This window comes from Microcoleus sp. PH2017_09_SFU_O_A, from assembly GCF_020738625.1.
Classification (GTDB): domain Bacteria; phylum Cyanobacteriota; class Cyanobacteriia; order Cyanobacteriales; family Microcoleaceae; genus Microcoleus.
The window spans coordinates 53,258-75,706 of record NZ_JAEQCF010000015.1; the positions used below are offsets into that span (position 1 = coordinate 53,258).

Annotated in this window: 19 protein-coding genes, 1 tRNA gene and 1 pseudogene; 7 read left to right on the forward strand and 14 right to left on the reverse strand. The window is 45.4% G+C overall.

Going from position 1 to position 22,449, the window contains the following annotated elements:
* Positions 1 to 458 precede the first annotated feature (458 nt).
* Positions 459 to 1,790 carry a four-carbon acid sugar kinase family protein gene (locus JGK16_RS08320; protein ID WP_293181630.1) on the reverse strand — a complete coding sequence of 444 codons (1,332 nt, stop codon included), beginning with the start codon at positions 1,788 to 1,790 and terminating at the stop codon, positions 459 to 461.
* A 607-nt stretch (positions 1,791 to 2,397) separates the two neighbouring features.
* Positions 2,398 to 3,045: a hypothetical protein gene (locus tag JGK16_RS08325; RefSeq protein ID WP_293190205.1), complete on the reverse strand. Its 648-nt coding sequence runs from the start codon at positions 3,043 to 3,045 to the stop codon at positions 2,398 to 2,400.
* Positions 3,046 to 3,140: 95 nt separating this feature from the next.
* Between JGK16_RS08325 and JGK16_RS08330 the strand changes: the two genes are divergently transcribed.
* Positions 3,141 to 4,310: an IscS subfamily cysteine desulfurase gene (locus JGK16_RS08330; protein WP_293181636.1), complete on the forward strand. Its 1,170-nt coding sequence runs from the start codon at positions 3,141 to 3,143 to the stop codon at positions 4,308 to 4,310.
* A 209-nt stretch (positions 4,311 to 4,519) separates the two neighbouring features.
* On the opposite strand, the gene JGK16_RS08335 is transcribed toward JGK16_RS08330, so the two are convergent.
* A complete protein-coding gene (locus JGK16_RS08335) occupies positions 4,520 to 5,524 on the reverse strand; it encodes a glycosyltransferase family 2 protein (protein WP_293181638.1) in 1,005 nt (334 codons plus the stop codon).
* Between the two features lie 129 nt (positions 5,525 to 5,653).
* A complete protein-coding gene (locus JGK16_RS08340; protein ID WP_293181640.1) occupies positions 5,654 to 6,409 on the reverse strand; it encodes a C40 family peptidase in 756 nt (251 codons plus the stop codon).
* A gap of 102 nt (positions 6,410 to 6,511) precedes the next feature.
* On the opposite strand from JGK16_RS08340, the gene JGK16_RS08345 reads away from it, so the two are divergent.
* Positions 6,512 to 7,450, forward strand: a complete 939-nt coding sequence (locus JGK16_RS08345) for a serine hydrolase (RefSeq protein WP_293190207.1) — start codon at positions 6,512 to 6,514, stop codon at positions 7,448 to 7,450.
* Between the two features lie 683 nt (positions 7,451 to 8,133).
* On the opposite strand, the gene JGK16_RS08350 is transcribed toward JGK16_RS08345, so the two are convergent.
* The 4 genes from JGK16_RS08350 to alr form a co-directional block, all read right to left on the reverse strand.
* Positions 8,134 to 8,222, reverse strand: a tRNA-Ser gene (locus tag JGK16_RS08350).
* Positions 8,223 to 8,353: 131 nt separating this feature from the next.
* Positions 8,354 to 9,481, reverse strand: coding sequence for a patatin-like phospholipase family protein (locus JGK16_RS08355; RefSeq protein ID WP_293181642.1), 1,128 nt, complete (start codon positions 9,479 to 9,481; stop codon positions 8,354 to 8,356).
* A 159-nt stretch (positions 9,482 to 9,640) separates the two neighbouring features.
* Positions 9,641 to 10,489, reverse strand: coding sequence for a mechanosensitive ion channel family protein (locus tag JGK16_RS08360; protein ID WP_293193701.1), 849 nt, complete (start codon positions 10,487 to 10,489; stop codon positions 9,641 to 9,643).
* Between the two features lie 225 nt (positions 10,490 to 10,714).
* On the reverse strand, positions 10,715 to 11,917 hold the full coding sequence (gene alr, locus JGK16_RS08365) for an alanine racemase (RefSeq protein ID WP_293193703.1): 1,203 nt from the start codon (positions 11,915 to 11,917) through the stop codon (positions 10,715 to 10,717).
* Positions 11,918 to 12,163: 246 nt separating this feature from the next.
* Between alr and JGK16_RS08370 the strand changes: the two genes are divergently transcribed.
* Positions 12,164 to 13,756, forward strand: coding sequence for a peptidoglycan-binding protein (locus JGK16_RS08370; RefSeq protein ID WP_293193705.1), 1,593 nt, complete (start codon positions 12,164 to 12,166; stop codon positions 13,754 to 13,756).
* A 389-nt stretch (positions 13,757 to 14,145) separates the two neighbouring features.
* Here JGK16_RS08370 and JGK16_RS08375 read toward each other — a convergent pair whose 3' ends face one another.
* The 6 genes and pseudogenes from JGK16_RS08375 to JGK16_RS08395 form a co-directional block, all read right to left on the reverse strand.
* Positions 14,146 to 15,162 carry an S-layer homology domain-containing protein gene (locus tag JGK16_RS08375; protein ID WP_293181650.1) on the reverse strand — a complete coding sequence of 339 codons (1,017 nt, stop codon included), beginning with the start codon at positions 15,160 to 15,162 and terminating at the stop codon, positions 14,146 to 14,148.
* 92 nt (positions 15,163 to 15,254) lie between these two features.
* Positions 15,255 to 15,314: pseudogene (locus JGK16_RS32705) on the reverse strand (DUF3370 family protein); the annotation flags it as partial.
* Positions 15,315 to 15,538: 224 nt separating this feature from the next.
* Positions 15,539 to 16,429, reverse strand: coding sequence for a hypothetical protein (locus JGK16_RS08380; protein WP_293181652.1), 891 nt, complete (start codon positions 16,427 to 16,429; stop codon positions 15,539 to 15,541).
* A gap of 96 nt (positions 16,430 to 16,525) precedes the next feature.
* Positions 16,526 to 17,131 carry a DUF1517 domain-containing protein gene (locus JGK16_RS08385; protein WP_293181654.1) on the reverse strand — a complete coding sequence of 202 codons (606 nt, stop codon included), beginning with the start codon at positions 17,129 to 17,131 and terminating at the stop codon, positions 16,526 to 16,528.
* Between the two features lie 27 nt (positions 17,132 to 17,158).
* On the reverse strand, positions 17,159 to 17,356 hold the full coding sequence (locus JGK16_RS08390) for a hypothetical protein (protein ID WP_293181656.1): 198 nt from the start codon (positions 17,354 to 17,356) through the stop codon (positions 17,159 to 17,161).
* 99 nt (positions 17,357 to 17,455) lie between these two features.
* Entirely contained in the window at positions 17,456 to 17,944 is a 489-nt protein-coding gene (locus JGK16_RS08395) for a hypothetical protein (protein ID WP_293193707.1), read from the reverse strand.
* 467 nt (positions 17,945 to 18,411) lie between these two features.
* On the opposite strand from JGK16_RS08395, the gene rfbB reads away from it, so the two are divergent.
* The 4 genes from rfbB (at position 18,412) to JGK16_RS08415 (ending at position 22,160) form a co-directional block, all read left to right on the forward strand.
* Entirely contained in the window at positions 18,412 to 19,518 is a 1,107-nt protein-coding gene (gene rfbB, locus JGK16_RS08400) for a dTDP-glucose 4,6-dehydratase (RefSeq protein ID WP_293181660.1), read from the forward strand.
* 255 nt (positions 19,519 to 19,773) lie between these two features.
* On the forward strand, positions 19,774 to 20,616 hold the full coding sequence (gene crtA, locus JGK16_RS08405; protein WP_293181662.1) for a cyanoexosortase A: 843 nt from the start codon (positions 19,774 to 19,776) through the stop codon (positions 20,614 to 20,616).
* 8 nt (positions 20,617 to 20,624) lie between these two features.
* Positions 20,625 to 21,293 (forward strand): cyanoexosortase A system-associated protein, encoded by a 669-nt coding sequence (locus tag JGK16_RS08410; RefSeq protein ID WP_293193709.1) that lies wholly within the window; start codon positions 20,625 to 20,627, stop codon positions 21,291 to 21,293.
* A 189-nt stretch (positions 21,294 to 21,482) separates the two neighbouring features.
* A complete protein-coding gene (locus JGK16_RS08415) occupies positions 21,483 to 22,160 on the forward strand; it encodes an HpsJ family protein (protein WP_293181666.1) in 678 nt (225 codons plus the stop codon).
* Positions 22,161 to 22,449 lie beyond the last annotated feature (289 nt).

Sequence of the window (22,449 nt, forward strand, 5' to 3'; positions counted from 1 at the left end):
AATTTTTACATTTAGGTCGATACAAGCTGGAAACGCTACTGATAGCAGTAGCTATGGCGCTGTTGGCTCTATATGTAGAGGGCTACCTGATTTTTTTTTTCTATATTTGATTTTTTTGATAGTGGCTGTCCAGGGGCAATTTGTCGAGCTGGCGATTGCTTTTATTTAATAGTAGACCTTTTACCATAGCATATTAGAGCGGATTTAGCAACGAGACAATCAGCCAAAGATTTTTTGGAGATGATTTAACTGGTTCCCAGGCTGTGCCTGGGAACCTATCTCACTCTTGCTCTGCCTCGGCACAGGATTAAGGAGGCTCTTCCTCCGGAACTGTGTTACCAGGCACAGCCTAGAAACGAGTAGACAACGAAATATTTCAACTGTTTTAGGGTTAGGTTGATATCAATGTGTGTTCCCTGAATAGAACTCAATTCATCTTCGTTAAGCCAGCGATTCAACTAGCTAGAATGCTTGCTGAGTCGCTTGTAAGCCGTAGCCAAAGCATTACTGTCACCGACATTTCCAGGAAACAAAACGACTGGTAAATCGGGAAATAGAGGATGATCTGGCTCGGTTTTTACAACAGAACAACCTGGAATAATTTGACCGATTTGCCTGATACTTTTCAGCGACAAACCTGTACTCAACACATCATTAGAAGTAATCCCGCCCTTGCTAATTAAAAAACCGATGTCAGCAGGCAGTCCCCGCACGACATCCATCAACAAAGCAGAAACAGCAGCACCAAATTTTAACCGGACTTCAGCATTTTCAAATTCTAGTTCCTGGCGGCTGGTATAAATTACAGGCGTTTTGCTATCTGCATGAGCAGTGCGAACTTTTTCGAGGATTTCATTGAGGATTTGAGCGCGAGACTCTGGCGAATCTTCTACTAAATGAGATACATCTACTTCAATGCTAGCTGTATTGGGTTCTTCTAACAAGCGTTCCAATTGATCGGTCGTTTTCTTGACGTGGGAACCAACTATTACTGCACCAGGTTTGCCGTCTTTCACGTATTCTGCCATTTCGTCGGCTGCTATTGGCTGCGGGCCGAGGTCAGCTAAGGATGTTAAGATACTCGCTCCACTGCGGAATAAAAACTTTTTGCCTTGACTAACTACATCAAGAATGTGTTTGGCAAATGTGTTTAAATCGCCTTGGCTTTCGCCGTCAACAACTGCACATTGGTTGTCTGTCATCTCCATCAATCTATCTAAACTTCCGTAGCGGATGTCTGCGAGTAAAATGCGATCGACTGTATCAGCGTGGATGCGACCTTGGGTTTTTTCTTCTACGTAGTCGGGCAGGTAACTGTGATGGTAGCCGAAGACTGAATCTTTAGCAAATTCGGTTTCGTGCACGGGGGTTTCGACACCGTTAACCATCAGGTAATGCACGCTGTTGCGGGTAATTCTGCCTCCTTCAAAAAAGGCGGGAATTAGAAAATGAGCGTCGAAGGGGCCGAGTTCTTCGGCGATTACATCGGTTTCGATCGGATAGTGACCGCGCAGGGTAGAATCGGAACGGCTAACGATTAGGAAGTCTTCGATTTCTTCGATCGCGATCGCCCTTTTGAGATTTTGGCACACTTCGCGGGTAACGGAGGCTGCTGTTTCGGGAGTTAGCGATCGAGTATTTGTCAGTATAAAAAAAATCGGGGACTTGTCCCGCAGTCCCAAACGCAGGGTTTCTTCGTCCCAACGTGTCAGCAGCAAGCAACTGTGCACGGTTTGAGAACCTGTGGGATCGTCATCGAGAACTATAATCTTTGGTTTGGTAGAAGACATACTGACCTGGTTGTTAACGTCACCTTTCCAAGATATCCTTACCTGTTACCTAACAGGTAAAAATTTACAATTATGATTTTTCTTAACAATTCTCATAAATCATAAATTTAAAAACGTGTTTGAGTTCGATCGCTTCACGGTTGGTGCGCGTTGCTACCAAGAAGACCGGGCGGTTGAAACCGCGTCTATACAGACATTCACGTGAGGAGTGCAGGTTGAAGAACGGGCAGTTAAAATTCAATATGGTTGGGTTAACGCTAATGTCCGAAGAGATATCTTAGGGTTAGCGCAGCGATCCGCGACGATCGCATCGCCGAGACTATGATAGTTATCAATTAACTGATGTGTGCGGGGATAAATTAGCTTTTTAACTGAACCGTATTTGGCTAAAATTACGTTATTCTCTTCATTCGGCGTCCGGCTCAATTCGTTTGTGTAGTTTGACCTGTTACTCGGATGACGGGCGCTTCGCCACATTCGAGTAACAGGTCAAAAGCGGTTTCAACCGCCGTCTGCTTTTAAAATTACGTTATTGTCTTCATTCGGCGTCCGGCTCAATTCGTTTGTGTAGACGCGGTTTCAACCGCCGTCTTAATTTTCCATTTTTTTAATTAGCAGCGTTTCGATCTTGTAGCTTTTTCATTTCTGCTTGAACTCCCACAGCTAGCTGCAAAGCTTCGTTGAGCAATCGCCCCGGCTGGCTCGATCGATCGCTAATTTGCAGGGCATTCAAAGTTCTTAAATTATTGGCAAACAGTTCTGAGTTAGTATCGACAAATTTTTTGTTTTCCCTGAGAATCCTCTCGGTTTTCAAAGCTCGAACTAAATCCTCTCTGATGAGCTGCAAGGCTTTAATAACTTTTGCGCGATCGCCTATTTTGACGTTCGGATTGCCAGCATCTTCGATCCGGTCATTAATTTCGATCGCTTTGATTATACCATTATAGCGATCGACATCATCAAAAAGATGGATTAAATCTTGGTTCCGGCTGCACCAAATTTTCCAGACATCTTCCAAGATCAAACCTGCGATCGCACCCAAGTGCAGGGCCAACCACAACAAATAAGCCCTAGGAAATATCAATACCAGCAGCCAACAGCTAATTAGAACCAAAACAATTAAACTGACTGTTTTTAAAGCTTCGCGGGCAAATTTAGTAGCAGTCGCAGGCCGGTATACGCGATCGGGCCCCGCGCCGCTGAGGTGCTTGAGCTCACCGACAGTAATTTCTAATCCCTGAATGTCAGGTCGCATAAATCTTCACAAATATTTGTTAAATATAAAGTTTTGTGGTAGAACAAAGGGCTCGTCTACAATAAACCTAACACCTTTTTAACCAAAACCAAACTATGTCCGCACGTCCTATCTACCTCGACAACCACGCCACAACCCCTGTAGACAAACGAGTAGTTGATGCGATGCTGCCGTATTTTACCGAACAATTCGGCAACGCAGCCAGCATCAACCACGTCTACGGCTGGGAAGCAGAAGCAGCGGTAAAACAGTCACGACAAATCATAGCAGAAGCGATCAATGCCTCTCCCGAAGAAATTGTTTTTACCAGCGGTGCAACGGAAGCAAATAATTTAGCGATTAAAGGCGTCGCTGAAGCCTATTTCAGTAAAGGAAAGCACATTATCACAGTACAAACTGAACATAATGCCATTCTTGATCCCTGTAAATATTTGGAAAAATTGGGGTTTAGCATTACGGTTTTACCTGTGAAAAGCGACGGACTAATTGATATTGGAGATTTGATTAAAGCGATTAAGGCCGAGACAATTTTAGTTTCTGTGATGACGGCTAATAACGAAATTGGTGTGATTCAGCCGATCGCCGAAATAGCAGCAATTTGTCGCGGAAATGACATTTTGTTTCACACGGATGCGGCGCAGGCGATCGGCAAAATCCCCCTCGACGTAGAGGAAATGAACATCGATCTGATGTCTTTGACGGCGCACAAAATCTACGGGCCAAAAGGCATCGGCGCCCTCTACGTGCGACGCAACAAGCCGAGAGTCCAACTAGCCCTACAAATGCACGGAGGAGGCCACGAACGGGGAATGCGATCGGGTACTCTCTACCCACCGCAAATAGTCGGATTTGCTAAAGCAGTAGAGTTAGCAATTTCGGAAATGGAGGTGGAAACAGCACGAGTTGTAAATTTGCGGCAGCATTTGTGGGAAAATTTGAGTGGATTGGGTGATGTTGTGATGAACGGTCACGCGACGAAGAGATTGCCGGGGAATCTTAATATTAGTGTAGGCGGTGTTGACGGTCAAGCACTGCTGTTGGGTTTGCAACCGGCGGCGGCGGTGTCTTCTGGTTCTGCTTGTACTTCGGCGAAAATATCTCCTTCTCATGTTTTAGCAGCGATCGGGCGATCGGACAAATTAGCCTACGCCTCAATTCGGTTTGGGATTGGTCGGTTCAATACCGCAGCAGAAATAGATGCAGTGTCTCAACACGCGATCGCAACTATTCAATCTCTCCGACAAGCTCAAAAAGTCATGAGTTAAATATAATACCTTGTCCGGGCGATCGACTACAATAAAATTGGTTTGTAGTGAGGACTTCAGTCCTTTGATTTTTGCGGACTAAAGTCCTCACTACAAACCTGTTGATTGCGGTTTGTAGTGAGGACTTCAGTCCTTTGATTTTTGCGTACTAAAGTCCTCACTACAAACCTGTTTACAGGACTAAATTTTATTCAATACAAATCAATGTCTTATTTAGAACCAAACACCTCACGCACCCGATAAATCGGCTTTCCCTGAGACTCGTGATAAGTCCGCATCATGACTTCCGCCAACAAACCAAAACAAAATAACTGCACGCCAGTCAACAACAACACCACAGCCAAAATCAGCAAAGGACGATTGCCAATAATTTGACCGAAACCCAATTTGAGGACTGTCAAATAAATCCCTAAAACCGTTCCCAATGCCATCGAACTCATTCCCAAAAGTCCAAAAACGTGCATCGGTCGAGTCAGGAACTTCTTCATAAAAGAAATAGTCAACAAATCCATCAATACTCGAAAAGTCCGCCAAATCCCGTACTTGCTTTGACCGAAACGGCGCGCGTGATGTCGCACCGGAATCTCTGCAATTCTCGCGCCTTCAATAAACGCCAAAGCCGGCAAAAATCTGTGCAACTCCCCGTAGAGATTTAAGTCTGCAACTAACTCAGATTTATAAGCTTTCAAAGAACAACCGTAGTCGTGCAAAGTTACGCCCGTAACGCGACCAATTAACCAGTTAGCAATTTTAGAAGGAATCAGGCGGCTGATAGTATTGTCTTGCCTATTTTTGCGCCAACCGCTAACTAAATCGTAGCCTTCATTTAACTTGTCCAGCAACATCGGAATATCAGCAGGGTCATTTTGCAAATCGCCGTCTAGGGTAACAATAGCACGGCCTGTCGCGCGATCGAAGCCAGCGGACATGGCAGCAGTTTGCCCGTAATTGCGGCGCAAAAGCACAGCACAAAGGTCATCGCGACTACCGGCTAGCTGCTTGAGAAGGTCAGCAGAATTGTCCGACGAACCGTCATCTACACAGATAATTTGATAGCTAAGTCCAGATGGTTGAATCGCAGAGGCGATCGCCTCAATCAGATGAGGCAAACTTTCCACCTCATTATACACTGGCACCACGACCGAAACGTCGATCGCCACCTCAGTTGCAGCCTGCTGTTCAGCCAATTTTTCCAAAAATAATGCAGCGTCCATTGTTTTGTTAGATAACATCAGTTGTCATTAGTCATTAGTCAGCAGTCAGCAGTCATTAGTCATTAGTCAGCAGTCAACTGTCATTAGTCAGCAGTCAACTGTCAACTGTCAACTGTCAACTGTCAACTACTAACTAGGTTGATAACTTGCCACAACTTTACCATATCCGCGCAATTGCTGGTAATAAGCCCGACTGACTGCATCCCCATCATCCGACAAAACATCGATACCAATACCATCGCGACCTTGAGTTTTTCCCGAACTGTGAATGTAGCGATTTTCTCCGATATACAATCCTACATGAGTGGCTTTTTCCGGCGTACCAAAAAATACTAAATCTCCCGGATCTACATCGCTAACACTAATAATAGATGTAGTAAAAGCTTCTTGCTGGTAAGCATCCCTCGGCAACCAGATTCCCGCAGCCACAAAAGCAGCTTGCATCAATCCCGAACAATCATAATTTGGCCCGACTGTACCGCCCCAAAGGTAATAATTGGATTGGTGCATCGCCTCGCGAGTAAAAGTAATTGCGATCGACAATTTATCCCTAATTTGGGCTTCAGAAAGCACCAGAGGATGATACACTGTTTCTGTGACTTCGAGCAACTCAATATCTCGAAGATCCAGCCATCCCGGATAATCGTCTTCGCACAGCCGCACCATCACAGCCGTTGTATCCCCCTGCACAAGGGAATCTATGCCATCTCTCCCCCCCTTGTAGCGGTGCCCCCGTGCCCGCCCTGGCTGGGGGGGGTCAAAAAAAAGCAAATGTCGCCCCTGCGCCGCTTGAGTCGCCAATCGATCGCACTTTGGGGAATCGTAAATATTTATGTGCGATCGCGCCCGATACTCCACACCATCAGATAATTGATAATTGACCATTGCTAATTGCTAATTATTTGCTATTAATTGTTCGCACTTAACGATTTATTGCCATTAGCCAACCGCCAACCGCCGTTAATCGTCAGCAGTCAACCATTAACCATGACATTTTTCCACAAAGACGAACAATTAGAAACCCTCGGCAGTAGCATTATAGATGCAGTCCAGGCAGAATTTACTGGATTGAAGGGCGATCGTACAGCAGTAACCTGGATAGTCTACGATCCGCCAGTGCGAGTCAACACAGGTGGCGCCCTAAGTCCACAAGAATTTTGGAAATATCAACCGCGAGGTTTTAGCGCCAGGGCTTCCGAACGAATTTATCCCGCCAGCATCGTCAAACTATTCTACCTTGTTGCCATCTGGGAATGGACACAAAAAGGCATGATTCAAACATCGCCAGAATTAGAACGCGCCGTCCGAGATATGATTGTTGACTCCAGCAACGACGCCACCAGCTTAGTAGTAGACGCCCTCACCGGCACCACCAGCGGCCCCGAATTATCACCAGGCCCCTTTGAAACTTGGAAACAGCAGCGAAACCTCATCAACCGTTACTTTCAATCATTAGATTGGCCGGAATTACAAAACATTAACGCCAATCAAAAAACCTGGTGCGACGGCCCCTACGGTCGCGAGCGAGCATTTCTGGGAGAATTAATGGAAAATAGGAATATGCTGACTACAAATGCAGCGGCGCGTTTGCTGCATACTATCATCGGTGGCGTAGCTGTTTCTGCACAAGCATCGCAAGACATGATGGGTTTGATGAAACGCAGTTTAGAACCAGCAGCATTAGAAGCAGATCCCGAAAATCAAGTTACAGGTTTTTTAGGTGGCGGATTGCCAGAAAATACAAAATTGTGGTCAAAAGCGGGGTTGACAAGTCAAGTTCGTCATGATGCTGCTTATATTGAAATACCTGGTTTGCGGCCGTATTTGTTAGTTGTCTTTACCGAGGGGAAAGAGAATAGCAAGAATGAAGAGATTTTGCCTTTTATCTCGCGGCAATTTGTCCAAGCAATGAAGGCACTTGATTAAATTTAGTAGCTGATGGTTGCTGCTAAATAGATTCAAATACAGTATGGATTCGGGCAGAGAAATGGTAATTTTGTTTTCGTTAGTTTAAGGTAATTTCCCCCTTGGGCTAAGGTACGTAGTTGCGCTTCAGCGCTCTTTCCTAATCTTATAAATAGCGCTGAGCATTACTTAATCAGGGTTAGGAAAATGGATAACTTGAAAATTCAGCTATAGCGGATCTAGCTCTCATATGAGGTATGTTGTTGGGCTTCAGCCCTCTTAGTCTAAGCGGTTATCGAGCTGTCAGTTATACCTCATCTTTTTGAAAAAGGCTATATATTCACTGACTGGTTTGTTTTATTTTTTCACATTGAGTCGTTCCTATCGTTGCAGCAGCAATGCCGGAGCGCTTAAGCGCAACTACGTACCTTTTTTATCTGTCCTTTATGCTTTAGATTAGCAATGCCGGAGCGCTTAAGCGCAACTACGTACCTTTTTTATCTGTCCTTTATGCTTTAGATTAGCAATTCCGGAGCGCTCAAGCGCAACTACGTACCTTTTTTGTCTGTCCTTTATGCTTTAGATTAGCAATTCCGGAGTTTTTGTCTGTCCTTTATGCTTTAGATTAGCAATTCCGGAGCGCTCAAGCGCAACTACGTACCTTTTTTGACTTTGAGTCGTTGCTAGGTAAGGAAGTTTTAGAACGGAGAGGGAGGGATTTGAACCCTCGAAGGATGTTAACACCCTTAACAGATTAGCAATCTGCCGCTTTCGACCACTCAGCCACCTCTCCAAGATGACAGTAACTTACTATAGCACACACATCCTATTCTTGCCAAGCCCTATTTTTAAAATTCCTCAAACCCTTAATCTGTATACGTTTTGTCGAAGGAGGAAGGGATATTTCCCCATTCTCCCCCTCTCCTATTCCCCAAAGCCCCTGGCCTTCAAGTGCTTTTCCCAGCTAAAATTGGAACTCAAAAAGAATCTCTTAGTAGACACATACCCCAATCGATATAGTTTAGCCTTGCGATCGCCATCAAGGTGAAAATCCGTCGTCGTTACCCCAGCTTCAGTCACATCAATATTAATAACTCGCCCTTTATCCATTTCCCGCTGGTGATAGCGGTCTCTTGCTTTCATCATCGTTCGGAACATCGCCGCCAGCATCGACAGCGGAGTGTTAATTTTAACTTGATTCTCAATGCCAGTATCGACCAATCGAAACCCAAAGGTAAACCAGCGGGGCATAGTGGGAGTCGAACCGACAGATTGTTTGTCATAAATCCACAGCGGGAAATTGCTCAGAATTCCGCCATCGACAATTAAGTCGTTGCCCAGTTTTCCCGGCTCAAAAAATAGCGGAATACTCATCGACAGCCGCACCGCTTCAGCTACGCTAAAGTCTTCGGGATTTTGGAGCCGCAACTGCTGGTACAAAGGATCGGAATCGGCAGAGTCTTGCCGCCGCAAGTCATCGGGAAGCACCAACATTTCACCGCGAGTTAGGTTGGATATTACTACTTTTAATTCCCGCTCTTTTACCAGTTGTTTGACATCGGCAAAAGTGTGCAAGTGACCTTTACCAAGTGTTGCTTCCAACCACTGCCGGAAAGGTTGTGCAGAATATTCTCCCATCTGGCGGCTAATTGTGAGGAAAAGTAGCGTCCAAGCTGGGGATTGCAAGTCGTCGGCGGGGTCGCCATTTAAAATTAGAGGACTGTTTTTTTGAGTTAAAAATAGGCTATAATCGAGCTGTCCTAACAACTCCTCCAAGTCGTCCATTGACAAGTCTGTTGCCAATACTGCCGCAGTAATTGCACCCGCAGAAGTACCGGCCAATTTTCGCCAGCGGATGCCCAAATCGTGGCAGCATCTGAGTGCGCCTAAAAATGCAAGTCCGCGCACGCCGCCGCCTTCAAAAATGGCGTCGGCATAGATTTGTTTTTTTTCGTCGGGAGGCGGAAATTTTTTGAGAATTGTTTCTTTCTCGGTGGCGGACATCCTGACACCGGGTTCTTGCAAAATTTGCTGGGGAGACCAATTACTCATTTTAGATTTGGGATTTTTAGATTTGGGATTTGGGATTTTTGATTAATACAGGAGATGCCAGCTTAATCAGCTATATATCAGAAACCTGGAAGTGCCAGCACGGGGGCAGTGCTCTACGAAAATCGTTTTTTTGTACTGCGTTTGTTTGAAAAGTGTTATTTATTGTTGTTGATTTTTGTGGGCATTCATGGCTTCTTTGACGTGTTCTTGAATTTGCGATCGCACTTGTTCGTAGGCCACCGACGCGCACCAGGGTCGCAGGGATAGAATAGTTGTATCAGGAGAGATCTCGATTACCAAACAAGTTGGGGGCGGATTTTCCAACACCAGCGGGTGAGAATGGGCAATTTCTAGTAACTCGGCCATCATCGGACGAATCGGCCGATCGCCAATATCAATTTTTAAGTCTACCCGCCTCGTACCCATCGCTGTGGTATTTTTCAGTGTACCGTTAAATAAATTATTATTCGGAACAATAATTTTTATGCGATCGTCCGTCACGACGGTTGTTGAAAAAATCCCGATGCTATCGACAACTCCCTTCACATCCGTAGCTTCGATCGCATCTCCGACCTCAAAAGGCCGTAAACTAATCAACATTACCCCAGCAGCAAAGTGCGATAGAGTATTTTGCCACGCCAAACCAATCGCCAAACCCGCCGCACCCACTACCGCCACCACGCTAGTAGTTTGAATTCCCAACTGACTCAAAGCCGCGACTGCGCCGACAATCAAAATCGCAATTTCGGCAGCTTGAACTAAGAATTTCCGCAGCGTGGGCTCGGTGCGGCCCAGAGCTCGACGAGTCACGTTACTCGCAAACCCGATCGCAAATCGCGTAATTAACAAAATGCCGATCGCCCACAGCACTTGAGGTACAATCTGAAACCCCAATTCTACGAATTTTTTGGAGAATTCTTGAGCTACTTGCATCGCCTGTATTCTCTCTGCATCTAGCTGCGCGGTGAAGGTTTGAGATATTAGTTTTACTGTGCGGAGCGTTGTCATATTAGTAATTGGTAATTGGTAATTGGTAATTGGTAATTGGTATAACTTATAATATAGTCCCGATCGCCATTGGGAGCATCTCAGTTGTGATGTTTTGATTTTATAGTGCTGTCCCCGCTCGCGATCTATACTCGCGAGCGGGGACAGCACTGTAAAGAAATTGCTTTTTTGCATTCATTGAGATGCTCCCTCGCCATCAACCTCTGCGATCGGTATTCCCGCTAGTTAACAGTTTACTGTAACGCGGGGCAATCGGTGTTTAAAACCGCACAAAATTTCCCAGGAAATAGTCCCTAAGATTTCTGCCCAATCGTCAGCAGTAATTTTATTTTCTCCATCATTCCCCAACAACGTCACCACTTCACCGACTTCTAAATCGGGAATATCGGTCACATCCAGCATTAATTGATCCATCGTCACGGCCCCGACTTGCGGCACAAATTTACCCCTAACTAAAACCTGCATTTTAGTAGAAAGATTGCGCGGAATCCCGTCTGCATAACCGATACCAACTACGGCAATCTGTGTCTCGCGCCCAGCAATAAATTTATAGCCATAACTGACGCCGGTGCCTGCTGCAATTGTTTTCACCTGCGTTACTCGGGCTTTGACCTGCATTGCGGGCTGCAAAGAAGCGATCGCCTGCAAGTGAGGAGCAGGATAAAGACCGTAGGTCGCCAAACCCGCTCGTACTAAATCGTAGTGCAAATCGGGGTCTGTGAGGGCGGCAGCAGAGTTTGCCAAGTGCAGGCGACAGGGGTTAATTCCTGCTGCTTGGATTTGGGCGATCGCCTTTTTGAACCGTTGCTGTTGCTCTCTCATCACGGCGCGATCGGGACTGTCGGCTGTCGCCAAGTGAGAGTAAATGCTGGCTAATTTTAAATTTGGCAAACCATTGACTAATTGCACAAATTCTGTTGCGTCTTGCCAAGAAGTACCCAAGCGAGACATTCCCGTATCTAACTTAGCGTGAACGGGCAAAGATTGGTTGAGACTGACGAGAACTTCCGAAAAAATTAGGGCTTGTTTGGCAGTACAAATAGTAGGTTGCAAGTGCCATTGGGCGATCGCCTTTACCTGTGCCGGTGTATTGGTTGCCCCCAACAGCAAAATCGGTGCTTCTATCCCAGCTTCCCGCAATTCTATGCCTTCGGGAATTGTCGCCACTCCCAGCCAACTAGCGCCTGCTTGCAATGCAGTTTGACTAACTGCGATCGCACCGTGTCCGTAAGCATCCGCTTTCACAACTGCCATCAGTTCTGTGTTGGGAGATAATAGATGCTTAAGCTGTTTTACATTGTGAGTTAAAGCTGCTAAATCTATTTCTACCCAAGCCCGCTGGCAAAGTCCGCCGTCACCGTCCCACAGCACCGTCTGGCGGGATTTTTGGGTTGTCGATCCTGCGGCCGTTTGTTCCTCACTCAACATTGTCGATCGCTCCTACTTGCTGGCACCATTAAAAACTGCTTGGAGATTGCACCCTCGGTGTAATTATAATTAAATTTTCGTTTTAATCAATGTGTTATACCGGTTAACAAAAATCCTGCAACACTAGACCAGAGCCAAACCGTTATATCATCAGTGATTGCCAAATCTCAAATCCAAAATCTCAAATCTAAAATCTAAAATGGTATTAGCTGGTGTATCATAGCATCAAAAATACCCGTAAAAACTATGGACGGATTGGCTTACCTGCATTTAGCTGAAACTTGGCAAACGCCCCCAGCTCAAACTCGATCGCCCAACTCCAAAACGCACCTAAATTTAGCTGCAACTCCTTTACTCTTCTTTACAATCTCTCTCGCAATTTTAAATTTAGTCTATCCCGCCCTCGCCATCAGAATGACAAAAGGCGATTCAGGCCCGGAAGTTGTCGAAATACAGAAAACTCTGCAAGCATCAGGACATTTTGGCGGTAGGGCTACAGGATTTTACGGTTCCGTAACCCAGGCTGCGGTGAAAAAGTTCCAAGCAGACAACAAGCTGAAAGTTGACGGAATAATCGGCCCTCAAACCTTGTCAGCCCTCAAAGGCAAGTCGCCAGCCGCCAGCGCTGACAAGGAATCTGCGGAAAAAACAGCGTCAAAAGTCGATCGACCTTCGCCATCTCCTACCCCCACAGAAAACAGCAACCAACTCGAAGATCCAACTAAAAATCAGCCCAAACAGCCTCTTTTTGAAGAACCATTTTTACCACCATTTAAAACAGAAACTGCTGCGCCAACCTCCGACAAAAAAGAAAATGAATTACCCGGCAAAAGGCTTGCAAACACCGAAGGAAAAATGACTTTGAAAAAAACTATTTACGGCAAAATATCGCCGAAATCAATAGTTTATTCGGGAGACGGTTTATTTTTTGCTCAAAACATGATGTACAGCCACAGCATCACCGTTTACAATAGGAAATTTAAATTAGTCAAGACTATTTCCGATACAGTAAACTTGTCAAAATTTGGCTTTTCTAAATTCAAAGGCAATTACAAAGGTTCTCCCGTAGAAGCCGCCTTTTCAACAGATGGTAAATATGGCTATGTATCGAACTATCAAATGTACGGTTCTGGGTTTGACAATCCCGGGAGCGATAGGTGTTCTCCATCAGCCAAACACGACCAAAGTTTCCTGTACCGCATCAACACCCAAACGTTGAAAATAGAAAAGATAATTCCTGTAGGTGCGGTTCCGAAATTTAATGCTGTTTCGCCTGACAATCGCTTCGTACTCGCGAGCAATTGGTGTACTTGGGATTTGAGCGTAGTTGATATCAATAAAAATCGCGAAGTCGAGCGGGTAAAACTGGGTGCATATCCTCGGGGTATTGTGGTTACTCCCGATTCAAAAAATGCCTATATTGCCGTCATGGGTTCTTCCGATATTGCGAAAGTAAATCTCCTAGACTTTTCGGTAGAATGGTTGAGAAATATTGGTAATGCGCCGCGTCATTTGACGATAGATCCCAATGGCAAGTATATGTATGCCACTTTGAACGGTGAAGGGAATGTGGCAAAGATCGATTTGGCAACTGGTGAAGTGATAGATAAGGTTTCGACTGGAAATGCACCTCGCAGCATGACGATTTCTGGTGACGGCAAACTGATTTATGTGGTTAACTATTCATCGAATACTGTTAGCAAAGTGAGGACTAGCGACCTGAAAGTGCTGCAAACAGTTAATGTTAATTCAAGTCCGATCGGGATTACTTACGATCCGGAAACTAATCAGGTTTGGGTTGCTTGTTATTCTGGCAGCATTATGGTGTTCCAAGATTAATCTACCAGGTTCGTAGTGAGGACTTCAGTCCGCAGAACAATCTGGAAAAAGGACTTGCATTCCCTACTACAAACCAGGTTCGTAGTGAGGACTTCAGTCCGCAGGAAATCGGGAGCATATCATTCTGGTAAAAAGCATTTTTTCTTTGAATGCGAGCTTAAGAGCTCGCGTATTGTACAATACGCGAGCTCTTAAGCTCGCACTACAAATGCAAAACTGAGATGCTCCCGGAAAATCTGGAAAAAGGACTTGCATTCCCTACTACAAACCAGTTTCGTAGTGAGGACTTCAGTCCTCGGGAAAGACAAAAAAAAGGACTGAAGTCCTTACTACAAACAATAACGATTAAATCCGATTCTGGGGCGTTGGTTCGACTGCACCCAAAAATCTTATTTCGATGGCTTTACAGGCTTCATAACATAGTCAGAAGGCTTAACAGGAACCTTACCTTGTTTCGCCATCGCTTCGTAAATCATGGCTGCTACTTCCGCACGAGTTGCTATTTTATTAGGCTGCAAAAGAGTGGGTTTCGGATTGTTGACAACAATGCCAGCTTCCGTGGCTGCTGCTACTTTGTTGACTGCCCATTTCGGCACTTTTTTCCTGTCTGTATAAACTTGTAATGTTCTGCTGGCTTTCGCTGACGGTTTCAGGTTTAAACCGCTAGCTAAAGCTGCGATGACTTCCACGCGCGGGACTTCTTTATCGGGACGGAAGGCATTGTCTGGGTATCCTTTAAGATATCCAGTTTTGACGCTGTGGTCGATCGCCCCAGCGATCGGACTGTTATTCTTCACGTCTTTAAAATTAATCGGTTTGCGGCGCGGTTCTTTGTCCGACATTCCCTGAATTAAGCGCGCTAGTTCCGATCGCGTAATCGGTTCGTCTGGCCGAAACTTGTTGTCCGTGAAATCAGCAAAAAATTGCCGATCGGCTAAAGCTACAATGAATGGACGCGCCCAATATTTGTCAGGAACATCGGAGAATTTAACGGGCCCGGCTTTTGGTTTAGCCGCTTTCGGTTTGGTAATGACTGGAGGGACAGCCTCGCGCTCACTTGGCGTTTCGGGAACAACAACCGTCCCCATAGGAGGAACTACTGGAAAAAGTGGCCCTACAGGTGCCACAGGGACGACATCAGGTTGCGAGGGAAGGATCGTTCTAGCGGGCGATCGCACTTCGGGAATCGCCTCCGGTGGCGTTAATATTGTAGAGTTCCCAGGCTCAGCAGCAGGTTGAGAAAAAACGGCTGGAAATTGCCAACTTCTGGCATTCAATCGATCGGGATTTCTGCCTGTTACCCAAAAGAAAATTGCTCCCATCGTGCCGAAAGCAACGACTATCGCAATTAATTCATCAAATCCTAAAGGTTTTCTTTTCCCTGACGGGGGTTGTGAAGAAGACATACTTGTCACCTACATATCAATAAAGCAATTAAATCACATATTTTTTGAGTCTGCCAGAGGCAGAGATCGCTCCCATCAACTATTCCAAACAACTATTCCAAAGTTTTCACCGTCAACACCTGCGGTGGCGTAGCATCGGGAGGATAGATAAAAGTTGGCTACAAGCTAAACTAAAATTTGGCTACAGTCTCAATCTAAGTTATTCATATTTCTGGACGCAACTATCACAATAGTTAAAGATTTTTTAGGTATGTAGTTGCGCTTGGGCGCTCTTTCCGAGATTTAAAGAGCGCCCAAGCGCAACTACATACCTTTTTTAAGGTGCAGGAATGATTCAGCAATTGTGCGATCGCCAGCTATTTTGCAATCTCTTTGATCAGCGCCTTCTGCCACTTCCGAAAGAACGATTGCGACTCGGTTGGCGAGAACTCCTCCCGCTACCAAAACTAGGACTGCGCCTGTTTTGATTTTGACCGGGCTGCGATCGCCTCAAATCGCTGCCGCCGTAACCAGAACCAGTCGATCGATTGGCTCCTGGCTGTGCTGGGCGTCTTGCTGGTACGTTCGATGTGGGCGATCGCAAGCGGCCGGTCGTCCTTAAAACTTCACGGTTTCTCACCGCAGCAGGCGGGGCTTGGTAGCGAGTTTGATATTGGTTAACAGCTTGGACGTAAGTATTGCCATACCCGCCATATCCTGTCATAATCCCCGGCTGATACAGAGGCGGCATATAATATCGCGGTGTAAATAACAAACTGCCGATCGCCTGACCGGCGATCGCCCCAGCAAACGGCGCCCAGAAGCCTGATTGTTGTCTCACTACCACTGTTTGTGGCTGATTGGTTTGAGGGTTATTGACAGTTTCAGTCACGTTGTGAACGTACTCAATTTTAAAATCTTCTGTCAAATGCAAGCTCGCTTTATTGTTATCCAGACTTAGATAACTTTTCTTCCCTGCCGATATTTCTTCCTCCGTTAATCGAGCCATTTGCAAATCGGTAGTGCGGTAAACTGGGGTACTGCCGGGGGGAGTATTTAGCAACATCAAACTGTATTCGCCATCCGAATCGTCGTAGGTAGCTTGCTGTACGGGATATTGACCTTGAGCCAAGTTATTGTTTGGTGCAGGACGCACCGTGTTTACATTCCTATTTGCAGCAGGATTTGCAGGAGCATTTACAGGAGTTTCTGGCGTAGGAGAACCGCAGGCAGTTGCCGTCCACAAGAAAGTTAAAGTCATTAAATAAATTGTCAGTTTTCGCAGCATAAATAATATTTGGTAATTGGTAATTGGGCATGGGCATGGATTATTATAATAACCAACAAATAACCACTGACTAATAACTAATGACTAATGACTTCCTTAAAGGGGAATGAGTTCGGGGAAATTTACCAAAACTTGGTCGTTAGTAAGTTCGTCTCCCAACTGCGCGGGAGAAAAGTGAACTTGCACAGCTCGCAGCCTTTCTTGGTAATGTAAATTAATCAGTGCTTTTAAACCGACTTTCAGGGCGCCGATATCAGCGAGGTCAGTTTCGAGAGCCGGAACTTCGCCTTCATAGGCGACTGTCAGCATCACCACCACATTTCTAGTTACTGGCAAAGACAAGGGGGAATTTTTATCGGAAACAGAAGTGCTGTATTGAGGCTCGCTGAGATAGCGATCGGCTGAATCAGTGAAAATTTCATCCACATAATCGCCAGCTTCGCCTTCATCCCAAAAAACATCGCCTTCATTAGCGGCGGCTTGCCAGTAGTTATCGTACTGTAACAGGTGATTGCAAATTTCTACAAGACCTTCTCCTAAAATTGCTAAGTCACCATCGCCATTAATTCCTTCTCTGGCGGTGCGGTTGAGAACTCCTAACAGCGGTGCAACTTCTTCGCCTGTTAGCTGAACGAACACGCGGCAAACTGCCAGTCTAGTTTTACCTGTAAATTGATTGAATCGATCGCGCCAAGCATTCATAAAAACCTATAGTTGTCATCTGTAGGGCTATATTTTAAACCGTAGCAGGCGATTGGAACTTTTGCCGTCTACCCTCAGATTGATCTGAAGAGTATTTTTAGCGATCGCCAAAGGTAGCGTGCTGTCTTGCTTTGAGTCATCTAAATTTATAGCATTTTTGAATCCGACGATCGAATTGCGCGCTCTCGATCGATCTGCGATCGGAAAGCTGTGTTTCGATCGCAATCAAAGCAAATTGTAGCCGTCGATAATTTAAAATCAAAAAACCTCCAATCTGGCAAAATTGGAGGCTTGCTGAGCGAATACTTTGGTTGGAGATAACTATTAGACGATCGCACTTTCGACTGGTTCGATCGCACTTTCCGAACTCACCTCGGCAACTTGCGCTACGGGCAAATCCAGCTCGCCGCCCGGAGCTTCCGGGTGTTCGCGAACGCCTGCAACCGCATCTGCTGGCTCAGCTACACCTGTATCTGCGATCGGATCTAGCGACTCTTCAAAAACTTCAAAATTATCGCTCATCGCATCGCAAGCAGCAGAGGCGCGCTGACCGGCGCGGTAGCTCATGTAGGCCGCACCTCCACCCAAAATCCCAGCCAAGCCTAGGAAACCGAGAGCTACTGTTTTGTTGGATTTCCACGGATTCATTCGATCCGAGCCACCGGAACCGAGGAGAGTGGTCGCAGAACCAGATTGACCAGCCTTAGATTTGCCGAATGAACAGTTATAAGCCAATGCAGCGTCGCTTAGTGCAATGGTGCTTGCGATCGCAACGGTGGAAGCAATGCCAGCTAACACTTGAAACTTCTTCATGGTGCTCTGGAGATTGTAAAGGATAATTAAAAAATAAATGGTAACAGCTCTTTACAAATCTATCAACAGGCGATCGCCACCAAAATCACAGATCGATCGCAACTGCCAACATCTCCCCATCGCCATTGAAATTTAAAGTTGCCAGGTAAAAAAGCTGAAACCACTGTTTAGCAAGCGTTTTGACAAACAAACCGTTATAAATTAAAGTCAACCGAGTCAATATTGCGATCGCGCCCAAATTAGAAAATCTGAAGTGATATCGTTTCCGGTTGCATCGGAATTATTAACGGAAATTAGGAGACGGCAGTGCCGTGTCCCTACGATTAATCACGGTAGGGACACGGCACTGCCGTGGAAATGATATGAGACCATAGAAATTTTAATCACAGGGCGACCCACACTTGATGAAAAACTACTTTTAAGGCTACTTTTGAAAAGGCTTAGTTATTGGAAAAACTTTTATTTTTATGACAAACAGCGGGAATCAAGGCATGGAGCGAGATCCTCATCGATTGTTGGTGACGGGCGGGGCTGGATTTATCGGCTCGAATTTTGTGCATCACTGGTGCAGCAGCTATCCGGGCTCGCGAGTAGTCGTGCTCGACGCTTTAACCTACGCCGGCAACAGACAAACCCTGGCAAGTTTGGAAGGAGGAGAAAATTTTCGGTTTGTGCAGGGAGATATTTGCGATCGTACCCTAGTCGATACCTTGCTGAAAGAAGAAAACATCAACACAGTCGCTCACTTTGCCGCAGAATCTCACGTTGACCGATCGATTATCGGGCCTGGCGCCTTCGTTCAAACCAACGTAGTCGGCACCTTCACACTCTTAGAAGCCTTCCGCAAGCATTGGGAAGCAATTGATGATTCGTCTGTGAAATCACAAATGCGCTTCCTCCACGTTTCTACCGACGAAGTTTACGGCAGTCTCGGCCCCGACGATCCAGCATTTACCGAAACCACCGCCTACTCCCCCAACAGTCCCTACTCAGCCTCCAAAGCTGGCAGCGATCACCTCGCCCGCGCCTATTTCCACACCTACGGGCTCCCAACAATTATCACCAACTGTTCCAACAATTACGGCCCCTATCACTTCCCCGAAAAGCTGATTCCATTAATGTGCATCAATATGCTATTGGGCAAACCGCTGCCAGTATACGGCGACGGTCAAAACGTGCGAGATTGGCTGTTCGTGCTCGACCACTGCCGCGCCTTAGATGCCGTTATCAACCGCGGCCAGCCTGGGGAAACCTACAATGTTGGCGGCAATAACGAGGTAAAAAATCTCGATTTAGTCAAAATGCTCTGCCAACTAATGGACGAATTAGCTGCTGATTTGCCCGCGCGTCCTTGCGAACAACTGATCTCATTTGTCAAAGATCGAGCTGGGCACGATCGGCGTTATGCTATTGATGCCAACAAAATTAAAACAGAGTTAGGTTGGACTCCCTCAGTCACAGTTGAAGAAGGTTTGCGGCAGACCGTGGAATGGTACTTAGCCCATCGCGAGTGGTGGGAACCCCTGCTTTCCGAGGAATATCAAACTTACTACAGCAAGATATACGCTAATTAGTTATTGGTTATTCGTTATTGGTTATTCGTTATTAGTTATTAAAACCAGTAATTAACACCTAATACTTAACAACTAACAAATAACGACCAACAATGACTTTTGCATTTATCACATACATTGACAATTGTCAATGTATGTGAAGATTTAGTTAAACTTCATCCATAGCCCATAAAACCAACTGTTTGTAGCTGATAATTTCAAAAGAGCGATCGAATTAAGCATTTTAAAAGTTTTTAGTAAAAACAGAAAGCAGCAATGACCGAAATCAACTGGCTAAAACACATCCAAGAACCGAAATACTGGCTGTTAGGCATCGCCTCCGGTTTGATTGCCGTGCAACTGACTCTGACTTCCAGAACCAACGACACAGACCTATTTGGCACAATGTTACTGTTTTGGGGAGTTGTAGCATTTCTCATTTGGGAAAGGCACGAATCCTTAACCTTTGAAAGTGGAATTTTCGCCAGTTTCTTTGGGGCATCGTTAATTGCTTTCATCTTGCTCAAAAGTTCTTCGATATTTGGATACGACTTTTTTATCAGGGCTTCGCCTTTCTTGACAGGAATAAGTCTGGCCTTGCTAGCTTCCGGCACAAAAGGACTGAAACAATATTCGCAGGAACTGCTAATTCTTGCCTATACAGCTATTCCTCCCGGATTAATCGGAGTATTTGTTGATGTAGCTCTATACACAGCAAAAGTTTCAACTTTTATCCTGCACTATATAGGATTTGAAGTTCAACGCAAAGGAGTTTTTCTCATCCTAGAAAAGGGCAGCGTCGAAGTATATCACGGCTGTTCGGGGGTGAATGCAATTCTACAATTGTTAGGACTAGCCCTGGTTTTCTTGCTGATGTTTCCGACAACTGTGGGGCAGAAAATTCTAGTGCCGATCGTTGCAGTCCTGATTGCATTTGTAGTTAATGCCGCCCGAGTTTCTCTCATGGCAGTGCTAGTATCGTTATCTCAACCCCAAGCATTTAAATACTGGCACGAAGGAAATGGTTCGGTAGTCTTTTCGATGATTGCTGTATTAATTTTCGGGTTATTCTGCTGGTTTGCCATCTTAAAAAACGAACCACAAAATCAGGAGCAATAAAATTAATAATGGCTATTACCTATTGGAAACCAGTTAGGATTTCTCTTTTGGCTGTTACTCTTGCAGGGGTTTTATTAGTCGCAGGCAAATTGACATTCTATCCCTCGAAAGGCAATAATTCTGCAACCCAGTTTGACTTTCCCTCTACGGTGCCTCTAGCAGAGTGGAAACTACAAAACAGCGCGCCGCTGAAAATTAGCGATACTTCAGAAGTCAAGGCTGCCAGAAAGTATGAATATCAAAAAAGTAACATTGCTCTAGAAATAGAGATGCGCTATGTGGTAGGCACCATCGGGGATGTGGAAAGTATGATGAAGGGACATACTATTCTGAAGTCGTCTCCTGGTAAACTAACATTAGCAAACACTCAAGGCGCGGGGTTTCACGGAATTTTGCAACAGCAAAATCGATTGTATTTGAGTTCGTGTATCAATCCTCGCGGCAGTGCTACAGTCACTGCCGAACAGTTTAGATACAATCGCAACACTCGCGATTGGCAGCCAAACCGGGTTTTGTTTTGGCTGTTGGGTAGGGGAAATATTCAAGATCGGCGATGTTTGTGGACTCAGATGTCTGTGCCTTTGGATAAAACAACTCCAGAAAATGCCCAAAAAGTGTTAGAAAATGCTTGGGTTTCTTGGTATGGGTGGTGGCAGCCGCGATTTCCCGAACCTTAAGTCAGTCGATTTTAGATTTTAGATTTTAGATTTTAGATTTTAGATTTTAGATTTACAATAGCAGATGAATCTAGGAACTCTAACTTTGGTCTAAAATGTGGAGACTCGACTACTTCAATCTGTAGCTTGTATCCGTTTTTTAGCGGATCGAGAGAGATTGTTTTTGTTAACAACAACTGTGATGATGTTATGAATGACGTACAAGGCGAGCAAGGTTTTTCTATCTACAGGTTGCGTTGGATTGGCTACGGTCTATTAATTCTATCTTTATTAGATACGATCGCAGTTTTGATACCAGCAAATTTTGGCAATCGCGTCTGGGAATTGCAGACAATTGGCGCTGTAGTGGAACGGGTGCCAGTTCCTCTATTGGCAATGGCGCTGATATTTTTTGGCGAAGGATATGACCGCAGAAGTTTGGAAAACATTCTTTTGAAAGTTTTGTCTTGGGTTTGTCTGCTGCTGGCGGTGATTTTTCTGTTGATGATGCCCTTGGGAATTTTTGGCACTATCTATGTCAACAACCAAAACGACAAGCAAATTACTACTCAAGCCGACCAACAATTAGCTCAATTGCAGCAAGTAGAAGAACGGCTGAATAAGGGTACTCCTGAAGATTTAAAGACTTTGGCTGGGGAACTTAGCCGTTTGGGAGTGCAAGCGAATACGCAAAACCCGCAGGAATTGAAAAGCCAAATTCTTTCGAGAATTACTCCGGCTAAGGAACGCTTGCAGGCGCAAAGGGCCACGGTGCAGTCAAATCAGCGCATGGGGTTATTTAAAAATGCTGTTAAGTGGCTGCTGGGCGCGTTGATTTCTAGCGTCTTGTTTTTCACGATATGGCGCGGTACTGACTGGGCTAGGTAGTAAGTATTGGTCTCAACTTAAGTCTGAAACGATTGAATCATCTCGCTTTTATCCGAGTCCACATTCCCCTCGCATCCCCCTTCTGAAGCAGGGTGGTTTTATTGTCCCAGACGCGAGCCACTCTTTGACCCTGCTAAATCCCGTTTAAGAAGGGGGACTTTGCTCGGATACTTGTCCCCACCTTTTTTAAGGGGGCTAGAAACTGTAACTTGATTCTTGGACAAATCTACCCATTGTTGCTCAATTGTGGGTAGCTTTTTCACTCGCAAGTTCTGCTAAGGTTGGAATA